This window comes from Phenylobacterium sp., from assembly GCF_024508875.1.
Lineage (GTDB): Bacteria > Pseudomonadota > Alphaproteobacteria > Caulobacterales > Caulobacteraceae > Phenylobacterium.
Window position 1 is genome coordinate 12,149 of the sequence record NZ_JANINU010000071.1, and the last position, 23,357, is coordinate 35,505.

18 protein-coding genes are annotated in these 23,357 nt (G+C 69.7%); 9 read left to right on the forward strand and 9 right to left on the reverse strand.

The features are described 5' to 3' along the window. Nucleotide 1 precedes the first annotated feature (1 nt). Entirely contained in the window at nucleotides 2-823 is an 822-nt protein-coding gene (locus Q0L11_RS06600) for a hypothetical protein (RefSeq protein ID WP_296596189.1), read from the forward strand. Here the strand turns inward: Q0L11_RS06600 and Q0L11_RS06605 are convergent. The 4 genes from Q0L11_RS06605 to pgl are packed head-to-tail and all read right to left on the reverse strand — an operon-like array spanning nucleotide 820 to nucleotide 4,458. Further along, a complete protein-coding gene (locus Q0L11_RS06605; RefSeq protein ID WP_296596190.1) occupies nucleotides 820-969 on the reverse strand; it encodes a hypothetical protein in 150 nt (49 codons plus the stop codon). The genes Q0L11_RS06600 and Q0L11_RS06605 overlap by 4 nt on opposite strands. A gap of 28 nt (nucleotides 970-997) precedes the next feature. After that, nucleotides 998-1,969, reverse strand: a complete 972-nt coding sequence (glk, locus tag Q0L11_RS06610) for a glucokinase (RefSeq protein WP_296596191.1) — start codon at nucleotides 1,967-1,969, stop codon at nucleotides 998-1,000. Then, nucleotides 1,969-3,780 (reverse strand): phosphogluconate dehydratase, encoded by a 1,812-nt coding sequence (gene edd, locus Q0L11_RS06615; protein WP_367183360.1) that lies wholly within the window; start codon nucleotides 3,778-3,780, stop codon nucleotides 1,969-1,971. The genes glk and edd overlap by 1 nt, the downstream gene beginning before the upstream one ends. A 15-nt stretch (nucleotides 3,781-3,795) precedes the next feature. Further along, complete coding sequence (gene pgl / locus Q0L11_RS06620; RefSeq protein ID WP_296596193.1) at nucleotides 3,796-4,458, reverse strand: 6-phosphogluconolactonase; 663 nt, start codon at nucleotides 4,456-4,458, stop codon at nucleotides 3,796-3,798. A 147-nt stretch (nucleotides 4,459-4,605) separates the two neighbouring features. Here pgl and Q0L11_RS06625 point away from each other — a divergent pair, with 147 nt between their 5' ends. From Q0L11_RS06625 to Q0L11_RS06635, 3 genes are all read left to right on the forward strand, one after another. Beyond that, on the forward strand, nucleotides 4,606-5,655 hold the full coding sequence (locus tag Q0L11_RS06625) for a glycosyltransferase family 4 protein (RefSeq protein ID WP_296596194.1): 1,050 nt from the start codon (nucleotides 4,606-4,608) through the stop codon (nucleotides 5,653-5,655). A 25-nt stretch (nucleotides 5,656-5,680) separates the two neighbouring features. Beyond that, nucleotides 5,681-7,837, forward strand: a complete 2,157-nt coding sequence (locus Q0L11_RS06630) for an amylo-alpha-1,6-glucosidase (protein WP_296596195.1) — start codon at nucleotides 5,681-5,683, stop codon at nucleotides 7,835-7,837. A gap of 103 nt (nucleotides 7,838-7,940) precedes the next feature. Next, nucleotides 7,941-9,830, forward strand: a complete 1,890-nt coding sequence (locus Q0L11_RS06635) for a glycoside hydrolase family 15 protein (RefSeq protein WP_296596196.1) — start codon at nucleotides 7,941-7,943, stop codon at nucleotides 9,828-9,830. A gap of 7 nt (nucleotides 9,831-9,837) precedes the next feature. Here Q0L11_RS06635 and zwf read toward each other — a convergent pair whose 3' ends face one another. Beyond that, on the reverse strand, nucleotides 9,838-11,301 hold the full coding sequence (gene zwf, locus Q0L11_RS06640) for a glucose-6-phosphate dehydrogenase (protein ID WP_296596197.1): 1,464 nt from the start codon (nucleotides 11,299-11,301) through the stop codon (nucleotides 9,838-9,840). A 141-nt stretch (nucleotides 11,302-11,442) separates the two neighbouring features. Between zwf and otsB the strand changes: the two genes are divergently transcribed. From otsB to ligD, 3 genes are read left to right on the forward strand one after another with little or no spacing between them, the layout of a single operon-like run. Further along, on the forward strand, nucleotides 11,443-12,192 hold the full coding sequence (gene otsB / locus Q0L11_RS06645; protein WP_296596198.1) for a trehalose-phosphatase: 750 nt from the start codon (nucleotides 11,443-11,445) through the stop codon (nucleotides 12,190-12,192). Beyond that, nucleotides 12,189-13,595: a trehalose-6-phosphate synthase gene (locus tag Q0L11_RS06650; protein WP_296596199.1), complete on the forward strand. Its 1,407-nt coding sequence runs from the start codon at nucleotides 12,189-12,191 to the stop codon at nucleotides 13,593-13,595. The genes otsB and Q0L11_RS06650 overlap by 4 nt, the downstream gene beginning before the upstream one ends. Then, entirely contained in the window at nucleotides 13,596-16,235 is a 2,640-nt protein-coding gene (ligD, locus tag Q0L11_RS06655; protein ID WP_296596201.1) for a DNA ligase D, read from the forward strand. A 7-nt stretch (nucleotides 16,236-16,242) separates the two neighbouring features. On the opposite strand, the gene Q0L11_RS06660 is transcribed toward ligD, so the two are convergent. Beyond that, entirely contained in the window at nucleotides 16,243-16,584 is a 342-nt protein-coding gene (locus tag Q0L11_RS06660; protein ID WP_296596202.1) for a hypothetical protein, read from the reverse strand. Between the two features lie 58 nt (nucleotides 16,585-16,642). Continuing rightward, nucleotides 16,643-16,936 (reverse strand): DUF1330 domain-containing protein, encoded by a 294-nt coding sequence (locus Q0L11_RS06665; protein ID WP_296596203.1) that lies wholly within the window; start codon nucleotides 16,934-16,936, stop codon nucleotides 16,643-16,645. A gap of 101 nt (nucleotides 16,937-17,037) precedes the next feature. Here Q0L11_RS06665 and Q0L11_RS06670 point away from each other — a divergent pair, with 101 nt between their 5' ends. Continuing rightward, nucleotides 17,038-18,543, forward strand: a complete 1,506-nt coding sequence (locus tag Q0L11_RS06670) for a carboxylesterase family protein (RefSeq protein WP_296596204.1) — start codon at nucleotides 17,038-17,040, stop codon at nucleotides 18,541-18,543. 43 nt (nucleotides 18,544-18,586) lie between these two features. On the opposite strand, the gene Q0L11_RS06675 is transcribed toward Q0L11_RS06670, so the two are convergent. Next, nucleotides 18,587-19,444 (reverse strand): Ku protein, encoded by an 858-nt coding sequence (locus Q0L11_RS06675; RefSeq protein WP_296596206.1) that lies wholly within the window; start codon nucleotides 19,442-19,444, stop codon nucleotides 18,587-18,589. Between the two features lie 54 nt (nucleotides 19,445-19,498). Next, a complete protein-coding gene (locus Q0L11_RS06680; RefSeq protein ID WP_296596208.1) occupies nucleotides 19,499-20,989 on the reverse strand; it encodes a carboxylesterase family protein in 1,491 nt (496 codons plus the stop codon). 160 nt (nucleotides 20,990-21,149) lie between these two features. Between Q0L11_RS06680 and Q0L11_RS06685 the strand changes: the two genes are divergently transcribed. After that, nucleotides 21,150-23,336, forward strand: coding sequence for a TonB-dependent receptor (locus tag Q0L11_RS06685; protein ID WP_296596209.1), 2,187 nt, complete (start codon nucleotides 21,150-21,152; stop codon nucleotides 23,334-23,336). Nucleotides 23,337-23,357: the final 21 nt, after the last annotated feature.

A 23,357-nucleotide genomic window follows, 5' to 3' on the forward strand; every position in this document is an offset into this window, starting at 1 on the left:
GGTGCGCGCCCTCCGGCTCGCCCTGGCGGTCGCCGCGCTCGCAGGTCCGGCGACCGCACAGGCGACGCTGGACGCGGCCGGCCGCGAGACCGTGCAGGTGCGCACGCGGCCGGACGTGGCGGGCGACGTCTATCGCTATCGCAGCGAAACGCGCTTCGTGCAGAAGGACGACCAGGGCGGCCAGAGCCAGACCAACGCCATGGTCTTCGACCTGCAGGTGCTGGGGGTCGGTCCCGAGGGGCCGCGCATGCGCTACACCCTGCGCGAAGCCAGCCTGCAGGACAGCGGCGGCGCGTCGATGGGCGCGGCCATGAACGCGGCCGTCGGCGGCAGCCTGGACTTCCGCCTCGGGCCGCAGGGCCAGGTCGTGGGCGTGGAAAACTGGCCGGCCTACCGTACGCGGCTGCTGGCGCGGGTCGACGCCGCCCTGCCTCCGTCCGACCCGGTGCGCGGCCTGATCCATGAACGGATGTCCGGCCCCCCGCTGGAGACCGCCCAGGACATGGTGCTGGGCGATGTCGTGATCATGGCGCTCATGGAGCCCCGCGGCGGTCTACCCCTCGGGCTGAGCGACCTGAAGGATCCCGACGCCGGCAAGGCGACGCTCGCCGTCAGCGTCCGCAAGCCCGGCTGCGTCGTGGCCCTGGAGCGGGAGACGAACCGCACCGCGGGCGGAGCCGTCCGGGCGGTGGTGAGCAAGGCCGAGCTGGCCGTCGGCGACGGCCGCATCCTGACCCTTGAGGAACGCCGCGTGACCCGCGCGCCCGGCGGATCGCAGGAGGAGACGGTGACCATCCGCCGCCTGGACGCCCCTTCCTGTTAGCCCTCGGCGAACCTCGCGCCGGCCGCGCCCGCGCCGGGATGCCTGTCGAGCGCCATGTCGAAGGCCAGTTCCGCGATCAGCGCGTGGCGCCCCAGCACGCCGACCACCGCAGCGCCCGGTTCGGACGGCCGCGCGGCGGCGGCCACGGTCAGCGGAGCTGGTCGGTCGGGCCGGTTACAGGCGCTCCAGTTGCTCGAGCTCGCGGGCGGCGCCCACGATGGCCGGGTAGGGATGCAGCACGAGATAGGTCGGGATGGTCGCCACGTAGTCGGCCAGCCGCCCCTTGTCCTCGAACCGCTTGCGGAAGCGGCCCGACGCCAGCCGCTCGGCGATTCGCGGGGCGATACCGCCCGAGATGAAGACGCCGCCGCGCGCCCCGAACGTCAGCGCCAGGTCGCCGGCCACCGCCCCCAGGATGCCGCCGAAGCGGTCCAGCGCCTCCCCGGCCAGCGGATCGCCCACCATGCCTTCCTTGGTGACCGCCATCTCGTCGGCAAGCGCGGCCGCCTGGCCCTTGATGTCGGCCAGCGCCGCGTAGAGGTCGTAGAGCCCCTGGCCCGACAGCAGCCGTTCGACCGAGACCCGGCCGTACCGGGCCATCATCCGCCGCAGCACCTCGATCTCGACCTCGTCGGTGGGGGCGAACGCCGCGTGGCCGCCCTCGGTGGCGATGGCGATGTCCCCGCGGTCGCTGCGGGCGAGGCCCGCCACGCCGAAACCCGTGCCCGCGCCCAGCGCCACGATCGGGCAATCGTGCGGCCCCTTCGGCAGGGCGGGACCGATCGGCCGAAGGTCGGCGCCTTCCAGCAGCGGACACGCCAGCGCCTGGGCGGCGAAATCGTTGATCAGCTCGACCGCCTCGAACTCGAAGTGCGCCAGGAGGTCGCCCTCGGACACCCGCCAGTCCAGGTTGGTGAACTCGATCTCGCCGTCCAGCACCGGACCGGCGACGGCGATCACCGCCTTGGGCGGCCGCTTCTTGCCGACGGTCGTCTCGATGTACTCGGCGACGATCGCATCGAGGCTGGGATAGTCCTTGCAGGGGAAGCTGCGCGGATTGCGGATGTGACCCTGGCTGTCCACCAGGGCGAAGCGCGCGTTGGTGCCGCCGACGTCGCCGACGAGCCCGGTCCACTGAGGCTTCATCAAGCGGCCTCGAACAGGGCGCAGGCGCCGGTGTCGGCCGGACCCGCCGCGCGGCGCATCCAGCCGAACAGCTCGCGGCCATACCCCTGGCCGGACGGCGGGCATACCGCCCGCGGCCTGCGCATCAGCTCGGCCGGGTCGACCTTGATCTCCAGCGTGCCCGCCTCCGCGTCGAGGCGGATGACGTCGCCATCACGCACGTGGGCGAGCGGGCCGCCGACCGCCGCCTCGGGCGTCACGTGGATCGCCGCCGGCACCTTCCCGCTGGCGCCGGACATGCGACCGTCCGTGACCAAGGCCACCTGGAAGCCCTTGTCCAGCAGCACGCCGAGGGTAGGGGTGAGCGAATGCAGTTCGGGCATCCCGTTGGCTTGGGGCCCCTGGAAGCGGACGACGGCGATGAAGTCGCGGCTGAGTTCGCCGCGCTTGTGGGCGGCCAGCAGCTCCTCCTGGTCCTCGAACACGATGGCGGGGGCTTCGACGATTCGATGCTGCGGCTTCACGGCCGACGTCTTGATCACCGCGCGGCCGAGCCCGCCGGTCAGGACGCGGATGCCGCCCTCGCTCTCGAACGGATCGTCGGCGGGACGCAAGAGGTCGCGGTTCAGGCTGGCCGCGGGGCCTTCGCGCCAGACCAGCCGCCCGCCGTCCAGGAACGGCTCCTGCTGATAGCGGCGCAGGCCCTCGCCGGCGACGGTGCGCACGTCCTCGTGCGCCAGGCCGTGGTCCAGCAGGGTGCGGGTGACGAAGGCCATGCCGCCCGCGGCGTGGAACGCGTTCACGTCCTCCGACCCGTTGGGATAGACGCGCGCGATGAGCGGCGTGACCCGCGAAAGGTCGTGGAAATCCTCCCACGTGACCAGCACGCCCGCCGCCCGCGCCATGGCCAGGATGTGCAGGGTGTGGTTGGTCGAGCCGCCGGTGGCCAGCAGGCCCGCCATCGCATTGACGAGGCTCTTCTCGTCGATCACCGCCGAGAACGGCGTGTAGGCGTTGCCGCCGTCGCGGATCTCCACCGCACGCTTCGGCGCATGGGCCGTCAGGGCGTCGCGCAGCGGCGTGTTGGGGCTGATGAAGGCCGCGCCGGGCAGGTGCAGGCCGGTCATCTCCATCATCATCTGGTTGGAATTGGCGGTGCCGTAGAAGGTGCAGGTGCCCGGTCCGTGATAGCTCTTCATCTCGGACGTAAGCAGCTCGTCGCGGGTGGCCTTGCCCTCGGCGTACAGCGCGCGCACCCGGGCCTTCTCCGAGTTGGAGATGCCCGAGGTCATCGGGCCACCGGGCACGAAGATGGTCGGCAGATGCCCGAAGGCGGCCGCGCCGATGAACAGGCCCGGCACGATCTTGTCGCAGATGCCCAGCATCAGGGCCGCGTCGAAGGCGTCGTGGGTCAGCGCCACGGCGGTCGACATGGCGATCACGTCGCGGCTGAACAGCGACAGCTCCATGCCAGGCCGCCCCTGGGTGACGCCGTCGCACATGGCAGGCACGCCGCCGGCGAACTGGGCCGTCGCCTGAACCTCGTGCGCCGCCTTGCGGATGATATCGGGGAACCGTTCGTACGGCTGATGGGCCGAGAGCATGTCGTTGTACGCCGAGACGATGGCGACGTTGGGCGCTGTAGGATCGCGCATCCGCTGCTTGTCGCCGTCCGGGCTGGCGGCGAACGCGTGGGCCCAGTTGGCGCAGGACAGCTTGCCGCGCCCGGGCCCGGACTGACGGGCGGCCTCCATGCGGGAGAGATAGTCGGCGCGGGTCTCGCGGCTTCGCTCGACGATCCGCTGGGTGACCTCGGCGGTGACTGGATGAATCTGTGCCATGGGGGCTCAACCTCCGTCCGGGGTCCACAAGATGCGTATCCGCGGCCGGCATCGCGAGAGCAGCCGGCCGACCGGCAGGTCCTCGCCCGCCAGCGCGCGCTCTATGACCCCGCGCTTAGCCTCCCCCGCGATCAGAAGGAAGATGGCCCGCGCATCGGCGAGCGCGGAAAGGGTTAGGGTCACCCGCGCGACCGGCGGCTTGCCGAGGCCGGCGGGCGCCGGACGCAGCAGGTCGGCGGTGGTCAGCGCGTCCTCCAGGTCCGGATCGCCGGGAATCAGCGACGCCACGTGGCCGTCCTCCCCCATGCCCAACATGACCACATCGAACGGCTGCAGCCCCGCAAGGGCCGCCGGCTCGGGCGTCGGCCAGAGGGAGAGCAGGTGCGCCTTGGCCGCCGGCCCGGTGAGCAACCGCTCGCGCACCGCCTTGGCATTGCTGGCGGGATCGTCGGGAGGCACGCACCGTTCGTCCGACAACGTCACGACGACGCGGCTCCAATCGACCGCGGTCGAACGCGCGAGCCGGTCGAAGACGGGGCCCGGCGAGCGGCCACCGGTGGCCACCAGACTGGCGCGGCCGTGCGTCCGGAGGGCGGCCGCCAGTTCGGCTTCCATCGCCAAGGCCGCGACGTCGGCGAGGACGCCCCCGGTTGGATAGGTCTCGATCATGCCTGCCTCATAACGCGCCTGGACCGCCGGCGGCGCCAGCCAGCGGCGCCATTTCGCACATCGCATGGAACCGCATAGGGCCCGACTGCGTCCTAGTCACCGGATGCCGGGCGTCGCGGCGGAAGACGACGCCGAGGGAGTTTCTGCATGCGTATCGCCCAGGTGGCCCCCCTGTATGAAGCCGTGCCGCCCCGGCTCTACGGCGGGACGGAGCGCGTGGTTGCGCACCTCACCGACGCTTTGGTGACCCTGGGCCACGACGTCACCCTGTTCAGCAGCGCCGACGCGAAGACCCTCGGGCGGCTCGCCCCGGTCCGCGACCAGGCGATACGGCTGGATCCAGCGCCGTTGAAATCCGACCTCGCCGCGCATCTCAGCCAGCTCGCGGAGGTGCGTCGCAGAGCCGACGAGTTCGACGTAATCCACTTCCATACCGACATGGTCCAGTTTCCGATGTTCGAGGACATGGCGGAGCGCACCCTGACCACGCTGCACGGTCGGCTGGACCTGAAAGACCTCGCCGGAGTCTACAGGCGGTGGCCGCAATTCCCGCTGGTGTCGATCAGCGACGACCAGCGCCGTCCGCTGCCGTTCGCGAACTGGGCGGCGACTGTCCACCACGGCATGTCGCAGGACCTCTACGCGTTCACCCCGCAAAGTCATGGATACCTCGCCTTCCTGGGCCGCATCTCTCCCGAGAAGCGGCCAGACCGGGCCATCGCCATCGCCAAGGCCTCGGGCCGGCGGCTGAAGATCGCGGCCAAGGTGGACGCGGCCGACCGCGCCTACTTCGAGGACGTCGTCGCGCCGCTGATGGAGCATCCGCTGGTGGAATTCGTGGGCGAGATCGGCGACGGCGAGAAGTCCGCCTTCCTCGGCGGCGCGGACGCGCTCTTGTTCCCCATCGACTGGCCCGAGCCGTTCGGCCTGGTGATGATCGAAGCCATGGCCTGCGGCACGCCGGTCATAGCGTGGGGAAACGGCTCGGTGCCCGAGGTGGTCGAGGATGGCCTCACCGGCCTGATCGTGAGTTCGGAGGCGGAGGCGTGCGCCGCCGTGGTCAGCCTGGCCCGGCTGGATCGGGCGGCGGTGCGGGCGCGGTTCGAGGAGCGCTTCTCGGCCTTGGCCATGGCCCGCCGCTATCTCGATATCTACGCCAAGCTCCCCCAGGGCTCGTCGCTGACGGAGGCCGCCTGACGGGAAACAACGCTGCGGGGAAGCCATGAACGACCTTGCGCCGTCGCATACGACGCCCGTCGAGTGGGGCGAGATCGAGGAACCGCGGGTTCCCCAGCGGCTCTTCGCGCTCAAGGACCGCGACACCTTCATGGTCGCCGACAGCCATGGCGACATCGCCGGCGCGGCCGACGGCCTCTTCCATGACGACACGCGGATCCTATCGCGCTGGGAAGTCACGTTGGGCGACCGCTCACCCACCCTGCTGTCCGGTGCGGTGAGCCAGGACAACGTCTACTTCACCTCTCACGGCCTGAACCGGGCGATCCCGGTGCCGAGCGGCCCCGTCGCCCCCCCGGGCGTGGTGCATTTGGAGCGCAAGCGGTTCCTTTGGAACGAGCGGCTCTACGAGCGGATTCGGCTGACCAACTACAGCCCCAACGCGATGGAGCTCCCGCTGGTGCTCCGGTTCGCCGCCGACTTCCGGGACATGTTCGAGGTGCGGGGCGCCATTCGCCCGGCCCGAGGCCGGCTCGCGCCGCCCGAGATCGGCGCGCAGGAGGTGCGGTTCGGCTACGAGGGCCTCGACGGCGTGCCGCGCGCGAGCATCGTCGGCTTCTCGGCCGCACCCGACGCCCTAACGGCCGACGAGGCCCGGTTCAACGTCCTGCTGCAGACCGACGCGCGCTGGGAAGTCTATGTGGAGGTCTGCGGAACACAGGAGGAAGCTCCGGGCCGCGAGCGGTTCCGGGCCGCCGCAGCGCGGGCTCGCTTCGCCATGCGGGAGCGCCGGCGCCGCGGGGCGCGCCTTTCGACCAACGGGCGGCTCTTCAACGGCTGGATCGACAAGTCGCGCGCCGACCTAGCGCTGCTCACCACGCCCATGCGGACCGGCCCCTACCCTTACGCCGGCATCCCCTGGTTCTCGACCGCGTTCGGCCGCGACGGGATCATCACCGCCTGGCAGATCCTGTGGTTCGAGCCCGGGCTGGCGAAGGGGGTGCTCTCATACCTGGCCGAACACCAGGCGCAGGAGACCTCCGCCTTCCGCGACAGCGACCCCGGCAAGATCATGCACGAGACCCGGCGGGGCGAAATGTCGGCGCTCGGGGAGGTGCCCTTCGGGCGCTATTACGGCGGAGTCGATACCACACCGCTGTTTGTCGCCCTGGCCGGCGCCTATGCCGCGAGGACCGGCGACTACGCCCAGCTCGACCGCTGGTGGCCTGCGCTGGAGAAGGCGGCCGGGTGGATCGTGGCCAAGGCCGCCCAGCATCCTCTCGGACTGATCTCCTACGCCCGCGCCATGGACGGCGGCCTCACCAACCAGGGCTGGAAAGATTCCGGCGATTCCATCTTCCATTTGGACGGACGGTTTCCCGAGGGGCCCGTGGCTCTGGTCGAGGTGCAGGGATACGCCTATGCCGCCTATCGGACGATGGCCGAACTGACAGCGCGGCGCGGCGACTCCTCGGCCGCCGAGCGCTGGAGCGGCCGGGCGGCGGCGCTCCGCAAGGTGGTGGAAGAACGCTTCTGGATGCCTGAGGAGGGCTTCTACGGGATCGCGCTCGACGGCCAGGGCGAGCTGTGCCGCGTCGTGGCGTCGAACCCGGGGCACCTGCTGTTCACGGGCCTGCCGCGTGCGGACCGGGCGCAGAAGGTGGCCCAGCGCCTGTTTTCCAGCGACTTTTTCTCGGGGTGGGGCCTGCGCACGCTGGCCGACGGCGAACCGCGCTTCAATCCGATGTCGTACCACAACGGCTCGATCTGGCCGCACGACACGGCCCTGGCGGCCCTGGGCCTGTCCTACTACGGCGAGCGCGCCGGCGTGGTGAAGCTGACCGCGGCCATGTTCGAGGCGGCGTCCCAGCTCGAAATGCGCCTGCCCGAGCTGTTCTGCGGCTTCCCCCGGGCGGCGGGCGAGCCGCCGGTGGCCTACCCGGTCGCCTGCCTGCCGCAGGCTTGGGCCGCCGGATCGGTGTTCATGCTGCTGCAGGCGTGCCTCGGGCTTTCGATACAGGGCGAGACGGCCGAGGTGGAAATCCGCGATCCGGCCCTGCCGATCGGCATCGATCGGCTGAGCGTGGCGGGGCTGGAGATCGGCGATGGCTCGATCGACCTGACGTTCGAGCGCCAGGGCAGCCGGGTAGCCGTGCATTCCAACAGCCGGGGGCCGCGCCTGCGCGTGCGCTACGGCTGCTAGCGGCGCGATCGGGAGCCAATTCGTCCGCGCCGAGTTTTGAACGTCGGGAAGCAGACCGAGGGGCCTGCTCGAAAGTCATGCGCATTATCGGAATGGAGGGAACTTGAGCCAGAACTTGGACCTGTTCCCCATCGGAAACTGCGCCGCCAGCGCGCTCATCGACCGCCAAGGCCGCTTCGTCTGGGCCTGCGCCCCCCGCGTGGACGGCGACCCGTTTTTCTGCGGCCTGCTGACGGGCCAGGACGCCGGTGCGCCGGACGCGTGCGGCGTGTGGGCGATAGAGGTGGAGGGCGCTGTCGAGACCACCCAGGCGTATCTTCGCAATACGCCAATCCTGCGCACCGAGATCCGCAACGGCGAAGGCGCGGGGATCGAGATCATCGACTTTTCGCCGCGCTACAAGCACCTGGGGCGCCAGTATCGGCCCCTGGCCTTCTGCCGGATCGTGCGGCCGTTGGCGGGCGCCCCGCGCGTGCGGATCCGGGTGCGGCCAATGATGAACTACGGCGAGCGGCCCTGCTACCTGACGTCCGGCTCGAACCACGTGCGCTACGTGGGCGCCGTGGCGACGCTCCGACTGACGACGGACGCCCCGGTCAGCCACATCGTCGAGGAGCGGGTCTTCCGGCTGGAGGAACCCATCAGCTTGTTCCTCGGACCGGACGAGGGCTTCGACGCCGAGGTCGCCACCACGGCGGCGCGGATGCTGCGCGAGACCACCGACTACTGGCGCGGCTGGGTGCGGACACTCTCGGTGCCGCTGGAATGGCAGGAGGCGGTCATCCGCGCGGCGATCACGCTGAAGCTGTGCGCCTACGAGGAGACCGGCGCCATCGTAGCGGCTCTGACGACGTCGCTGCCCGAACACGCCGCCGAGGCCGGCGCCGGCCGCAACTGGGACTACCGGTACTGCTGGCTGCGGGACGCTTATTACGTGGTCCAGGCGCTCAACCGCCTGGGCGCGGCCGACATGCTGGAGAACTACCTGGTCTATCTGCGGAACCTGGTGGACCAGGCCAGCCGCGGCGACATGGCCCCGTCTGGCGCACCGGTCGCCCAGCGCGAACTGCCGGGCTTCGAGCACGGCCACACGCCGAACGGCAAGGCCGGACACGTTCAGCCGGTGTACGGCGTGGGGCTGGAGCCGGTGCTAACTGAATGGATCGCTCCGCATCTGCCGGGCTATCGCGGGATCGGGCCCGTCCGGGTTGGCAACCAGGCGCACGAACACCTGCAGCACGACGTCTACGGCCAGATCGTGCTGTCCACGGTGCAGGCCTTCTTCGACGAGCGGCTGCTGCGACCGGCGACCATCGCCGACTTCAAGGCGCTGGAGCCGATCGGCGAGCGAGCCTTCGAACTGCACGACAAGCCGGATGCGAGCCTCTGGGAGTTCCGCGGGCGCGAGGCGACGCACACCTATTCGTCCGTGATGTGCTGGGCGGCCTGCGACCGGCTGGGCAACGCGGCGGCCCGCCTGGGTCTCGGCGACCGCGCCGACTACTGGAACGGCAAGGCCGCGCAAATCCGCAAGACCATCGAGACGCGCGCCTGGAACGAGGCCGAGGGCCGGTTCGCGGCGACCTTCGGCGGCGACGAGCTGGACGCCAGCCTGCTGCAGATGGTGGACGTCCGGTTCCTGCCTGCCGACGACCCGCGGATGCAGGCGACGATGGCGGCGGTTGAGCAGGGCCTGCGTCGCGGGCCCTACATGCTGCGCTACGCCATTCCCGACGACTTCGGCCTGCCGGAAACGGCGTTCAACTTCTGCACCTTCTGGCTGATCGAGGCGCTGCACCTGTCGGGACGCACCGACGAAGCCCGTCAGCTCTTCGAGGAGATGCTGGGCCGACGGACCGCCGCCGGTCTGCTCTCGGAGGACATCACCTTCGACGGCGGCGAGCTCTGGGGGAACTACCCGCAGACCTACTCCCTGGTCGGCCTGATCAACTGCGCGAACCTGCTGTCCAAGAGCTGGCAGAGCATCCGGTAGATCGGGTTTAGTCCGACCAGTCGCGGCCGAAGCGCTCGATGAGGGCGAAGGCGCCGGAGGGGCCCCAGCTCCCGGCGGCGTAGGGCTTGGGGGCCTGGCCGGCCTCGGCCCAGGCGTCCGCGACGCCGTCCACCCAGCGCCAGGCCTCCTCGACCTCGTCACGGCGGACGAACAGGGTGGCGTCGCCGTGGATAACATCGAGCAGCAGCCGTTCGTAGGCGATACGACGCCGCCCGCCCGCGCCCTCGTAGGTCCGCAGGAGGCTGAGCGAGAGGGGAAGCGACTGCAGCCGCATGCCGCCCTGGCTGAGCCCCGGGGCCTTGTTCATCAGGGAAAGCTTGATGTCCTCGTCGGGCTGCAGGTCGATGACCAGCCGGTTCGGGGTCAGGTCCGCCGTGGACGCCTGGCCGAAGATCGAGTGCGGCACCGGCTTGAACTGGATGGCGATCTGGGTGCGCTTCTCGGGCATCCGCTTGCCGGTGCGCAGGAAGAACGGCACGCCGGCCCAGCGCCAGTTGTCGATATCGACCCGCAGGGCCGTGAAGGTCTCGGTGCCGGTCTTCTGGCCGCGCTCGGCCTCGTAGCCCTCGACGGACTTTCCGGCGACGACGCCCGGCGTGTACTGGCCCCGCACCGACTTGTCGGCCACGTCCTGGCGGCTGAAGCGGCGCAGGGAGCGCAGCACCTTCACCTTCTCGTTGCGGACGGAGTCGGGCTCCATGTCGGCTGGCGGCTCCATGGCCACCAGGCAGAGCAGTTGCAGCATGTGGTTCTGCAGCATGTCCCGCAGCGCGCCGTATTCGTCGTAATACGGCCAGCGCGAGCCGACCCCCTCGGTCTCGGCCACCGTGATCTGCACGTGATCGATGGTGAGGTTGTTCCACAGCGGCTCGAACAGGGTGTTCGCGAAGCGCAGCGCCAGCAGGTTCTGAACCGTCTCCTTCCCGAGGTAGTGGTCGATCCGGTAGATCTGGCCCTCGTCGAACACCACGCCCAGCGAGGTGTTGATGTGGCGAGAGGTCTCCAGGTCGCGGCCGATCGGCTTCTCGAGCACGATCCGCGTGTCGTCGGTCGCCAGGCCCGCCGCGGCCAGCGAGACACAGACCTTCTCGTAGAGGCTGGGCGAGATCGCTAGGTAGAAGAACGGCGCACGGCACCCCTCCAGGGCCGGACATAGCTTCAGCGCGCCCTCGGCCGTCGTGGCGTCCGCGCCGACATAGTTCAGGCGGGCGGCAAACCGGCTCCAGACCGCTTCGTCGACGCCCTCAGGCCGGGCCGTCAGCGTCTCATGCGTCTGCTGCAGGAACTGCTCGCGGGTGAGCTCGGCGCGGGCGGTGGCCACGATGCGGAAGCCCTTCGGCAGGAACCCGTCGGCGTCGAGGAAGTAGAGCGAGGCCAGCAGCATCCGCTTGGCGAGATCGCCGGTGGCGCCGAACAGAACGATCGCGTCGGCCTGGGACGGAGCGGGCATGGGCTCTCCTTGTCGAAGGGGCGGACACCACCGCGCGTCTCGCCCGGGGTCAAGGGGAACACCCGAGGCCTGTTCACATTTGTGCGTTGCGGGATCGAATGCCGGGCAGAGGTGTTTTCCTATCCGACGGGTGGGAGAGACATGCCAGTGGATACCCTGACCGTGAATCTGCCTGCGCCGGCGCCCCTGCGCCTGGCGGACGCGGCCCTGTTCCTCGATCTCGACGGCACGTTGGCGCCGATCGCCGCACGGCCACAGGATGTGGGTCCGGATCCGCGCCGGACGCGCCTGGTGGAACGCCTCAGCGCCGCGCTGGACGGGCGGCTCGCGGTCGTGAGCGGTCGCGCGCTCGAAGATATCGACCGCATCCTGGAGGGGCGTATCGCCTGCGTATCGGCCGTGCACGGGCTGGTCCGCCGAGACTGCGATGGCAGCCTGCACGCCCCGGAGCCGCACCCCGGCCTCCCGCACGCCCTTGAGGCGTTGCAGGCGTTCGCGAAATCCGATTCCGGGTTAATCGTGGAGGACAAGGGCGCCAGCGTCGCCCTGCATTTCCGGCTGGCCAGGCCGCGAGCGCTGGAGGCCCGCGCCCTCGCCCGCCGGCTGGCCGCCGAGACCGGCCTCGCCCTGCAAGAGGGCGACATGGTCGAGGAGCTGCGCACCCCCGGCCCCTCCAAGGGCGACTCGATCCGCGACTTCATGGAGACGTCCGCTTTCCAGGGCGCGGTCCCGATCTTCGCTGGCGACGATGCGACCGACGAGCACGGCTTCGCAGAGGTCGCCCGCCTGGGCGGCTTCGGCATCCTCGTCGGCCAACCGCGGACGACCCAGGCGAGGTTCGGGCTGCGCAACGTCGAGGACGTGCTCGCCTGGCTGGAGGCGGCCCGATGAGCGGCCGGCTGATCGTCGTCTCCAACCGGGTGAACCCGCCATCCGGGGATGGGGAGGAGAGCGTAGGCGGCCTCGCCATGGCGCTGGCCGCCGCGCTGAAGGAGTATTCGGGGATCTGGTTCGGGTGGTCGGGCAAGACGACCGAGACCTTCACCGGCGAACTGAACGTCCAGAAGGTCGGCGGCGTCACGGCCGCCACCGTCGACCTCGAGGAGATCGATCTCGAGGAGTACTACAACGGGTACGCCAACAAGACGCTCTGGCCGCTGTTCCACTACCGTAACGACCTGGCCGCCTTCGATCGGGCGTTCGACAAGGGCTACATGCGGGTGAACTGCCGGTTCGCCGAGACGCTGGCGCCCCTGATCCGTCCCGACGACATCGTGTGGGTCCACGATTACCACCTGATCCCGCTGGCCAAGGAGCTGCGGGCGCTGGGAATCAAGAACCGGATCGGCTTCTTCCTGCACATCCCATGGCCTGCGCACCAGGTGATGGTGAACCTGCCGCGCCACCGCCAGCTCGTGGAATCGATGTTCGACTACGACCTCGTGGGCTTCCAGACCGCGGAATACCAACAGGCCTTCGAGGAGTACGTCCTGAACGAGGCCGAAGGCGCGCTGGTGCGGCCGGGACTGCTGATGGGGTTCGGACGGCGGCTGGAGGTCGGCGCGTTCCCGATCGGCATCGACGCCGCCGACTTCGCCCGGATGAAGACCAGCGCGCGCGCCCGCCGAATGCGCGACCTGATGATGGCCTGCACGGTCTTCCGTCACCTGATCGTCGGCGTGGATCGGCTCGACTATTCCAAGGGCCTCGAAGAGCGGTTCCTCGGCTTCGAAGCCTTCCTCCAGCGAAACCCCGACATGCGACGGGAGGTGCTGATGCTGCAGATCGCCCCCGTCAGCCGGGAGGCGGTCGAGGCCTACCAAGAGATCCGGGGTCGGCTGGACGCTCTCTCCGGCCGAATCAACGGTGAGTTCGCCGACGTCGACTGGGCGCCGTTCCGGTGGGTGAACCGCAACTATCGGCGGGACGAACTGGCCGGCATCTACGCTGCGGCCCGCGTCGGGCTGGTCACGCCGCTACGCGACGGGATGAACCTCGTGGCCAAGGAGTATGTGGCCGCCCAGGATCCGGACGACCCGGGCGTGCTGATCCTGTCGCGCTTCGCCGGCGCCGCCCTACAGATGCAAGATGCTCTGCTGGTGAACCCCAACAGCCCCGAAGAAATCGCCGACGCGCTGAAGCGGGCGCTGGCGATGGAGAAGGCCGAACGGGTTCGGCGCTGGCGGGCGCTGTTCGAGACGGTCTCCCGCGAGGACGTCAGCGCGTGGCGCGATGCGTTCGTCAAGGCGCTGGAAGGGAACGCCGAAAGCCGGCGGCCCGCCCTGGTGGTCTAGATGGCCGACAAGCTTGCCCGCTACCGCGCGATGCGGGACTTCTCCAGGACCGCAGAGCCCGACAGCGCCGCCGGGACGACGCCGTCGAAGCGCCTGCGGTTCGTGATCCAGAAGCACGCAGCCACGCGCCTCCACTACGATTTCCGCCTGGAATTGGACGGCGTCTTCCTGTCGTGGGCGGTCACGCGAGGTCCTTCGCTGGATCCCGCCGACCGGCGGCTCGCGGTGCAGACCGAGGACCACCCGCTCGACTACGGCGACTTCGAAGGGACCATCCCCAAGGGCGAATACGGCGGCGGCACGGTCATGCTTTGGGACCGTGGCTATTGGGAGCCGGAGGGCGATCCCAGGGCGATGCTCAGCAAGGGCGACCTGAAGTTCAACCTCGACGGCGAGCGGCTGAAAGGTTCCTGGGTTCTGGTGCGCATGAAGCGTCGCGAGCGGGAGAAGCGCGACAACTGGCTGCTGATCAAGCATCACGACGGCTGGTCCGTCGAGGAGGACGGGGGCGCGCTGGTGAACGAGGAGACCACATCCGTCGCCTCGGGCCGCGGCATGGAGGAGATTGCCGCGGGCAAGGGCCGCGGGCCGACGAAGTTCATGACCGGCAAGGGTCGCGCCAAGGCCGGCGATGTTTGGCGCTCGAACCGCGGGAGCGCGGACGACCCGGGCGCCGCGACCGAGCCCACGGCGCGCAAGCCCGCGCCCCTGAAGACAGCCGCGAGTCCGAAGTTGAGGGCGGTCGCCCTGCCTGGCTTCGTGCCGCCGCAACTGGCCAAGTCGGTCGATCGCCCCCCGCCCGGCGCGGGCTGGGGTCACGAGATCAAGTTCGACGGCTATCGGCTCCAGCTTCGGGTCGAGAAGGGCCGCGCGACGCTTAAGACCCGCAAGGGCCTCGACTGGACCCACAAGTTCCGCGCGATCGCCCGCGACGCCGCGGCCCTGCCCGACGGGTTGTACGACGGAGAGGCCTGCGCGCTCGACGCCCACGGGTCCCCCGACTTCCCGGCGCTGCAGGCGGCGCTGGCGGACGACAGGACCGACGACCTGATCTTCTTCGTGTTCGACGCGCTGTTCCTAGCCGGCGAAGACCTTCGGAGCCTGCCGCTGGCCGAGCGCAAGCTGCGCCTGGCGGCCGTGGTGAAAGCCGCTGGCAAGGCTTTGGAGCGGCGCATCCGCTACGTGCAGCACTTCGAGACAGCCGGCGACGCCGTGCTGCAGTCGGCGTGCCGCATGTCGCTGGAGGGTATTGTCTCGAAGCGGCTGGACGCCCCCTATCGCTCGGAGCGCGGTGACGCTTGGGTCAAGTCCAAGTGCCGCGCGGGTCACGAGGTGGTGATCGGCGGCTGGACGGGCGACGCGGGTCAGTTGCGCTCGCTGCTCGTCGGCGTGAACCGCGACGGGAAGCTCATCTATACGGGCAGGGTCGGCACGGGCTTCGGCCGTGACAAGGTGGCCCGCGTGCTCCCGAGGCTGGAAGCGATCGAGAGCAAGTCGAGCCCGTTCTCGGGCCCCGGCGCGCCGCGCAAGGCGGCGGGCGTCCACTGGGCGAAGCCGGCGCTCGTCGCCGAAATCGAGTTCGCAGGCTTCACCGGCTCGGGCATGGTGCGCCAGGGCGCGTTCAAGGGGCTGCGCGAGGACAAGCCCGCGCGCGAGGTGGAGGCCGAGACGCCGGAACCGGTCGACAAGGCGGAACTGGCTGTTCCAAGGCCGGCGCGGAGGCCTAATGTTAAGGCGGGGCCGCCCGTCGTCATGGGCGTGACCTTGTCCAATCCGGACAAGGCCCTGTGGCCGGACGATGGGGCGGGCGCGCCAATCACGAAGCTGGAGCTGGCCCAATATCTCGAGGCGGTGGGCCCCTGGATGATGGAGCACATCCGTGGGCGGCCCTGTTCGATCATCCGGACCCCAGACGGGATCGGCGGCGAGCGCTTTTTCCAGCGCCATGCCGGCAAGGGGTCATCGGCGCTGCTGACCGAAGTGAAGGTCTTCGGTGACCACAAGCCCTACCTGCAGGTCGACCGCGTCGAGGCGCTGGCGGCCCTCGCGCAGATCGCGGCGGTGGAGTTCCACCCGTGGAACTGCCAGCCTGACCAGCCCGAGGTCCCCGGCCGGTTGGTGTTCGACCTCGACCCCGACGAGGACATTCCGTTCGACCGGGTAATCGAGGCCGCCAGGGAGGTGAAGGAACGGCTGGAGGCTATCGGTCTCGTCGCCTTCTGCAAGACGACAGGCGGCAAGGGGCTGCACGTCGTGACACCGCTCAAGGACGGCAAGGGAAAGGTCGACTGGCCCACGGCCAAGACGTTCGCGCAGAACGTCTGCCTCGCCATCGCGGCGGATTCGCCGGACCGCTACGTGGTCAACATGGCCAAGGCCAAGCGCGTCGGGCGGATCTTCCTCGACTATCTGCGCAACGATCGCATGTCGACGGCGGTGGCCCCGCTCTCGCCTCGCGCCCGGCCACTCGCGCCCGTGAGCTTCCCGCTGAACTGGACCCAGGTGAAGAAGGGCCTCGATCCCAAGGCTTGGACCATCCGGACCGCTCCTGCGCTCCTCAAGAAGACCAAGGCGTGGGCGGACTACTGCGACGCCGAGCGGCCTCTGGCCGACGCCATCAAGCGGCTGGCAAAGCGCTAGAGACGCCCTACCGGCTGGCCACCCGCGACCGCTTCTTGCCCAGCGGATCGGACACGCACGCGCGGCGGACGCGTTCGTTGAGCGCCTCGCGCTCGTCGTCCTTCATCTTGCTCATGGCGAGCGCTGCCGCGCTCCCGGCGAACGGGACGACGAGATTGCCGGCGATGGCGATGACGGCGCGGCCGTCCTTGTTGTCGTCATAGCGCGCGACGGCCGCGCGCGCCTGGCGGCAGTCGCGGCTCGCGTATTCCGGGTCGCGCTTGTTGAGGTCCTGGACGGTCTGGCGCGGCGAGGTCGCACAGCCGGCGGCGACGAGGCCGATGGCCCCGAGGATCAGAAGGCGTCGCAACGTCCGTCTCTCCAGCGCATCCCGGAGAGGCGAACCGCGAAGCGCGGCGAAGGTTCCCTCAGCCGTCGTAGCCGTCGACGATGTAGACCCGGCTGGTGGAGGTGGCCTCGCGGATCGGCAGGATGGCCAGGTACTCCGGCGAGTTGCGCCACGCGCGCGCCGCCTCGCGGCTCTCGAACCGCAGTACGACCAGCTTGTCAGGCGGCGATGTGCCATCCACCCGCTCGGGCGCCCCACCGCGTATCACATAGCGGCCGCCGTACTTCGCCAGGATCGCGGGCACCTGGTCGGCGTAGGTCTGGAACCGCTCGGGCTCGGTGACGACGATCTCGTTGACGACATAGACGGCCATGCCGCGAGGCTACGCCGCGCCGTCCGCCGCTCCAAACCCGGACACAATCGCGCAACAGCGAGTGGCTAAGCACACCGAAAATTCGAATTTCGGGGGAAGCCATGATCCATCGTCTGCTCGCCGCCGGCGCCGTCGCGCTAGGCCTCGCCGCCCTGCCTGTCGCGGCTGCCGCCCAGGCTCCCGCCGACGCGTTCGTCGCGGATCAGGCCCAGGTGGTGAAGATCAGGCAGGGGGCGCTGAAAGGCACGGTGAAGGACGGCGTCGCCTATACGCTGGGCGTCCCTTACGCCGCGCCGCCCGTCGGCGACCTGCGCTGGAGGCCGCCGGCCGCCGCCCCGACCTGGACCGGCGAGCGCGACGCCTCCAAGGCCGGCGCGCGCTGCCAAGACGTCGAGGACTGCCTGACCATCAACGTCGTCCGCCCGGCCGGCGCCAAGCCCGGACAGAAGCTGCCGGTGATGGTGTGGATTCACGGCGGCGCCTACGTCGTCGGGACCAGCATGGGCGCCTTCGGCGGCGACACCGAGGGCACGAACTTCGCCAAGAAGGGCATCGTCCACGTCAGCCTGAACTACCGCCTGGGCCGCGCCGGCTGGTTCGCGCACCCGGCGCTGACCAAGGAAGGCCCGACCGGCAACTACGGGATGATGGACCAGATCGCCGCGCTGAAGTGGGTGCAGGCGAACATCGCCCAGTTCGGCGGCGACCCGAAGAACGTGACCATCTACGGCGAGAGCGCCGGCGGCATCTCGGTGCTGTACCTGATGCTGTCGCCCGACGCGCAGGGTCTGTTCTCGAGGGCGATCGGCGAGTCGAGCTTCGCCCGCCATCAGCCCACGCCGCTGAAGACCGCGGAGGCCCAGGGCCTGAAGGCGGCCCAGGACGCCGGCGTGCAGGGCGACGACGCCGCGGCCGCCGCCGCGCTGCGCAAGCTGCCGCTCTCGGCCATGCCCTACACCGGCGGCCTGATCGGCCGCGCCGGCCCGATCCTCGACGGCAAGTACATCACCGGCGGCATCGCCCAGGGCTTCGCCACGGGCCGGCAGGCCAAGGTCCCGCTGCTGATCGGCGGCAACTCCAACGAGGCCAGCCTGGTTCGGCCGCAGCCGGCGCAACTCGACGCGATCCCGGACGGCCCGAAGGCGGCGATCCTCAAGGCCTTCGATCCTGGGAACACCGGCGACAAGGCCCGCATCATCAACGACGTCACCACCGCCCAGCTCATCACCGAGCCCGACCGCAACGCCGCGCGCCTGCACACCAAGGCGGGGCAGCCGGTCTATCTCTACTACTTCAGCCGCGTGGCCCCGGCGGCCAAGGCGCGCAAGCCGTTCGGCGCGGGTCACACCGACGAGATCCGCTACGTCTTCGGCGCGCCGACGGCGCCGGCGACCTTCGACGCCGACGACAACGCGCTGTCCGACGCCATGTCGACCTACTGGGCCAACTTCGCCAAGACCGGCCATCCGGGCACGGCCGGCGGCGTCGCCTGGCCGAAGTTCGACGCGGCCAAGGAAGGCCAGGTCCAGTTCGGCGACGACGGCGTGAAGGCCCGCGAACACCTGCTGAAGGACCGGCTAGATGTCATCGAGGCGGGCGCGAAGTAGCTAGCGCGTCCCTCCCTCGTTCACGGGGGAGGTATGTTGAACTCTAGGCGCGCTTCTTGGCGGGAGCCTTCCTCGCGGCCGGCTTCTTCGCCGGCTCGGCCGCCTTCCGCGCTGGGGCCTTCCGCCGCTCGCCGCCGCCAAGGCTGCGCTTGAGGGCCTCCATCAGGTCGATGACCTCGGCCTCCTTAGGCTCCTCGACCTTCTTCACGCCGTGGCCCTTCTCCTTTTCCTTTATCAGGGCGCGGAGCGCGTCCTCGTAGCGGTCGTTGAACTTCGAGGGGTCGAAGGGACCCGACTGCTGGTCGATGATCTTGGCTGCGATGTCGACCATCGCGGGCGGCGCCTTGTGGGCCGGAATGCGGTCGAACACGTCGGCTGCGTCCCTAACCTCGCGGTTCGAACGCAGGGAATAGGCCAGGATGCCCTTCCCCCGCGGCTCCAGCGCCATGAGCCGTTCGCGCTGGTGCATGACGAGGCGGCCGAGCGCGATCTTCCCCGCCTTTTCCATCGCCTGGCGGATCACGGTGAAGGCCTCGACCGCCATGTCCCCATCGGGCGTGAGGAAGTAGGGGTCGTTCCAGTAGAGCCGGTCGATCTCGTCCTCGTCCACGAACCGCTCGATGTCGAGGGTGCGCGTGGTCTCCAGCCGGACGTTCTTGATCTCCTCGTCGGTGACGACGACGTAGTGGCCCTTGTCGATCTCGTAGCCCTTGACGATGTCCGCCCGCTCCACCGGCCCGGTCTCGGGATCGGTGGGGATCATCCGGATCCGGTTCATGGTCTCCTTGTGGAGCATGTTGAAGCTGACGTCGCTCGTGCGCTGGGTCGCGGTGTAGAGCGCCACGGGGCAGCTCACGAGGCTGAGGCGCAGGTAGCCCTGCCAGGTCGGACGGGTGGCCATGGGGTGACTCCGGATTCGGCGAGTCAACGCAGCTATGGCCGAGTCAGTTCGAGCCTATTTCGCAAGTCCCAGGGTCGGCAGCATGTGGGCCTGCTGAGCGTCGAGCTGGATCTTGCGGAAGTTGGTGCGCACGCCGCTGGACGAGCCGAACTCCAGGAGCTGGTCTGTCTTGGGGTCGTACGCCGGCCAGGCCTGGCCGCTGCAGGCCGGCGCACCGGTCTTGGCGAAGCCCACCCAGCAACTGTGCATGAGGGCGGCGACGGCCTTGTCCTCGTCGCTGACCACGCTCATCGGCGTGCGCCGGCCCCAGTATTCGAACACGTACGGGATCTCGGCCGCATGGAAGGCGCGGGCGATCCCCGGCCGCATGCGGGTGGCGACGTACGAGAAATGATAGAGCCACGCCGGCTTGCCGGTCGAGGCGCCGGCGGCGATCCAGCGGGCCGGGCCGCCGAAGACGCGGTCGTTGAAGATGGCGCGGGCCAGGATGTCGTCGCCCGCCGCGGACTCGTCCTTGTAGATCGTGCGGACGCTCTCGGGCAGCGCCCCCATCCTTCCGCCGGCATTGCCGAACCCCAACAGCGAGTCCTCGCCCGAGTTGAAGCCGATGATCAGCGGCACATCGGCGAAGCGGCCCGCGGCCATGGCCTGGGTCGCCGTCTCGGTCATCAGCTTGCCGTCGGTGAAGGGGCCGTACTCGCCGGGCACGGCGTCGATCTTCTCCCAGGGGACCGCCCGCAGCTCCTCGGCGGTCGCGGCCGTGATCCCGCTTTTCTCCAGCGCCGCCACATACTGCTGCTCCTTCGCGGCCAGGGTGGACGGCTGGAACCAGCCGAGGCCCGACTCGACGATGGCCTTGCTGTAGAGCCCCCTGGCCGAGGGCGTCGCGAGGATGGCCAGCGTGCTCATGCCGCCCGCGGACTCGCCGAAGACCGTGACGTTCTTCGGATCGCCCCCGAACGCGGCGATGTTCTTCTGCACCCACTTCAGCGCGGCGATCTGGTCCATCAGGCCGAAGTTGCCGGTCGGGTTCGCGCCGGCGTCCTTGGTCAGCGCGGGATGGGCGAAGTAGCCGAGCGGACCCAGGCGATAGTTGATCGTCACCACGACCACGCCGTCGCGGGCGAAGTTCTGGCCGTCGTAGATCCATCCGGCCCCGGTGCGATGGCCCCCGCCATGCAGCCAGACCATTACCGGCGCGGCCTTGGCGCCCTTGGGCGCGAAGACGTTGAGCTGCAGGCAGTCCTCGCTCATCCGTCCGTTGGCGCCGCCGCTGTTGGGCGTGCCGTCGACGTTCATCGGCTGCGGGCACGAGGGGCCATTCTTCGTGGCGTCGCGCTCGCCGCTCCATTTCGCGGCCGGCTGCGGCGGCGCCCAGCGCAGCTTGCCGACCGGCGGCGCGGCGAAGGGTACGTTGCGGAAGATGTTGGCCCGGTCGGTGGCCTCGCCCACGAGGACGCCGCTCTCCACCTTGGCCTTCACCGGCGCCTGGGCATGCGCCGCGCCCGCCAGACCCAACGCCGCGAGGATCGCCGCCCAACGCATCCCAAGCCTCCCTCGTTTCCGCGCCGGATTAGCCCAGGCTTTCGACGGGACGACAACACCGGCATCGTTTCCGCCCTGACAAGCTTCGCCACAAAGTTGCCCACAGGCGCGCCTCACACTTGGACTTGCGCTGCGGGGGCAGCGTGTCGGGGGACATCCTTTGCGCCAGCGCACCTTGTGGCTCGCCGCGACGGCGTGCGCCGCCGTGGCCGGGCCCGCTCTCGCCCAGACGCCCGCAAAGCCGCCGCCGGCCAAGCCGTCCGCCGAGAAGGCCAGCGGTACGGTCGGGGAGATCGTGGTGGAGGGCGCGCCGCCGCCGGTGCGCGTGGACGCCGAGAAGAAGAGCTACAGCGTCTCGGGGGACCTGCAGGCCACGACGGGCTCGATCGCCGACGCCTTGCGGAACGTGCCCTCCGTCGAGGTGGACGTGCAGGGCAACCTGGCGATCCGGGGCGATTCCAACGTCACCATCATGATCGACGGCAAGCCGACCGGCATGTTCAGGGGGGACGGCCGCGCCCAGGCTCTGCAGAGCCTGCCCGCCGACCAGATCGATCGGGTGGAGGTGGTCACCAACCCGTCCGCGGCCTACAGCCCGGAAGGCACGGGCGGCATCATCAACCTGGTGACCAAGAAGACCGCCAAGCCCGGCGTGAATGGCAGCGCGCGGCTGAACCTGGGCTCGGAGCGTCGCAAGAACGGCGGCGTGAACGTCAGCTACCGGAACGGCCGCTTCACCTACACCGCCGACGCCTCGGCCCGCCGGGACGTCTTCGGCCAGCACTACACCGTCGACCGCGAATTCTTCGACGCCTCCGGGGCGACCACCGCGAACGAGCGCCGCGCCTCGGTCGGTGGCGGCATCGGCGAGATGCAGAGCGCGCGCACCGGGCTCGACTTCGACCTGGACGCCGACACGCGGATAACCGGCGGCCTGCGCTACCAGAACATCGACTTCCGGGCGCGCAACTTCGAGACCCTGGACCGGGTGTCGGCCGGCGGACTCCCGTTGCTGGCGTACGACACGACCGCGGACAATCGCCAGGGCCGGCGCAGCGTCGAGGCCAGCCTCAACGGATCGCACAAGTTCGGTGAGGGCCACGAGCTGTCAGTGGCCTTTACCAATGAGCGGATGGACGAGGATCGCAGCCGCGTCCTGCTGCGCAACGCGCGCGCTCCGGCGGGCCCCACCTTCCTGGACGACAACGAGACGCGCAACCGCGTGGGCCGCACCCAGCTCAAGGTCGACTATACCCGGCCGCTCGGCGACGGCGTGAAGCTGAAGCTGGGCTACGAGTTCAACGGCGACGACAACGACTATCGGGTCGTGTTCGGCCGCAGCGCCGCTAGCGCGCCGGCGGTCATCGACCCGACGCGATCCAACCTCTTCCGCTTCGACCAGCAGATCCACGCCGTCTACGGAACCTACGAGCGGCCTGTTGGAGACCTAACGGTGTTGGGGGGCCTGCGGGTCGAGTCCACGCAGATCGACCTCGACCAGGTGACCCAGGGCCGGCGCGACGAGAACGACTATGTGCGGCTCTACCCCAGCCTGCACCTGGGCTACCGCCTGGACGACACCCAGCAAGTCAGCGCCAGCTACAGCCGTCGGGTACAGCGGCCGCAGCCCACCGACTACAACGCCTTCGCGGTCTATTTCGACCCGCAAAACCTGTTCCGCGGCAATCCCGACCTGAAGCCGCAGACCACCGACTCGTTCGAGCTGGGCTACCAGTACCGGAAGAAGGGTCAGACCTATCTCGCCACCGCCTACTACCGGCGCGGGCGCGACGCGGTGAACGACGTCTTCCAGGACATCGGCGACGGCGTGATCCTGCAGACCCGGGACAACATCGGCAGGTTCCAGGCGGCGGGGCTGGAGCTGGTGGCCAATGGGCGGCTGCCGGGCAAGGTCACCTACAACGTCAGCGCCAACCTGGGCTGGAACGAGATCGATGCGCGGCCGCTGGGCTTCGGCTCGACCCAGCGCTCTGCCTGGTCGCTGGGCGGACGGGGCACGCTGAGCTGGCAGGCCACAGACAAGGACTTCCTTCAACTGCAGGGCTACGTCTTCGGCAAGCGGCTGCTCTCGCAGGGCGTCAGCGAGCCGCAGAAGATCCTGAACCTGGGCTATCGCCACAAGTTCTCGGACCGCCTCTCCGGGGTCGTGACAGCGCAGGACTTTCTCGACCTGTCGGGTTTCGAGTCCCGGGTGGTGTCGCCGACGTTCCGGGAGCATAGCAAGGGCGCGCCCAAGAACCGGACCGTCTACGTCGGCTTCACCTACACCTTCGGCGGCGGCAAGGCTCGGGACCAGGCCTTCGACTTCGGCTCCGGCAACGACTGAACGTCAGGGTTGCGCCAAAGG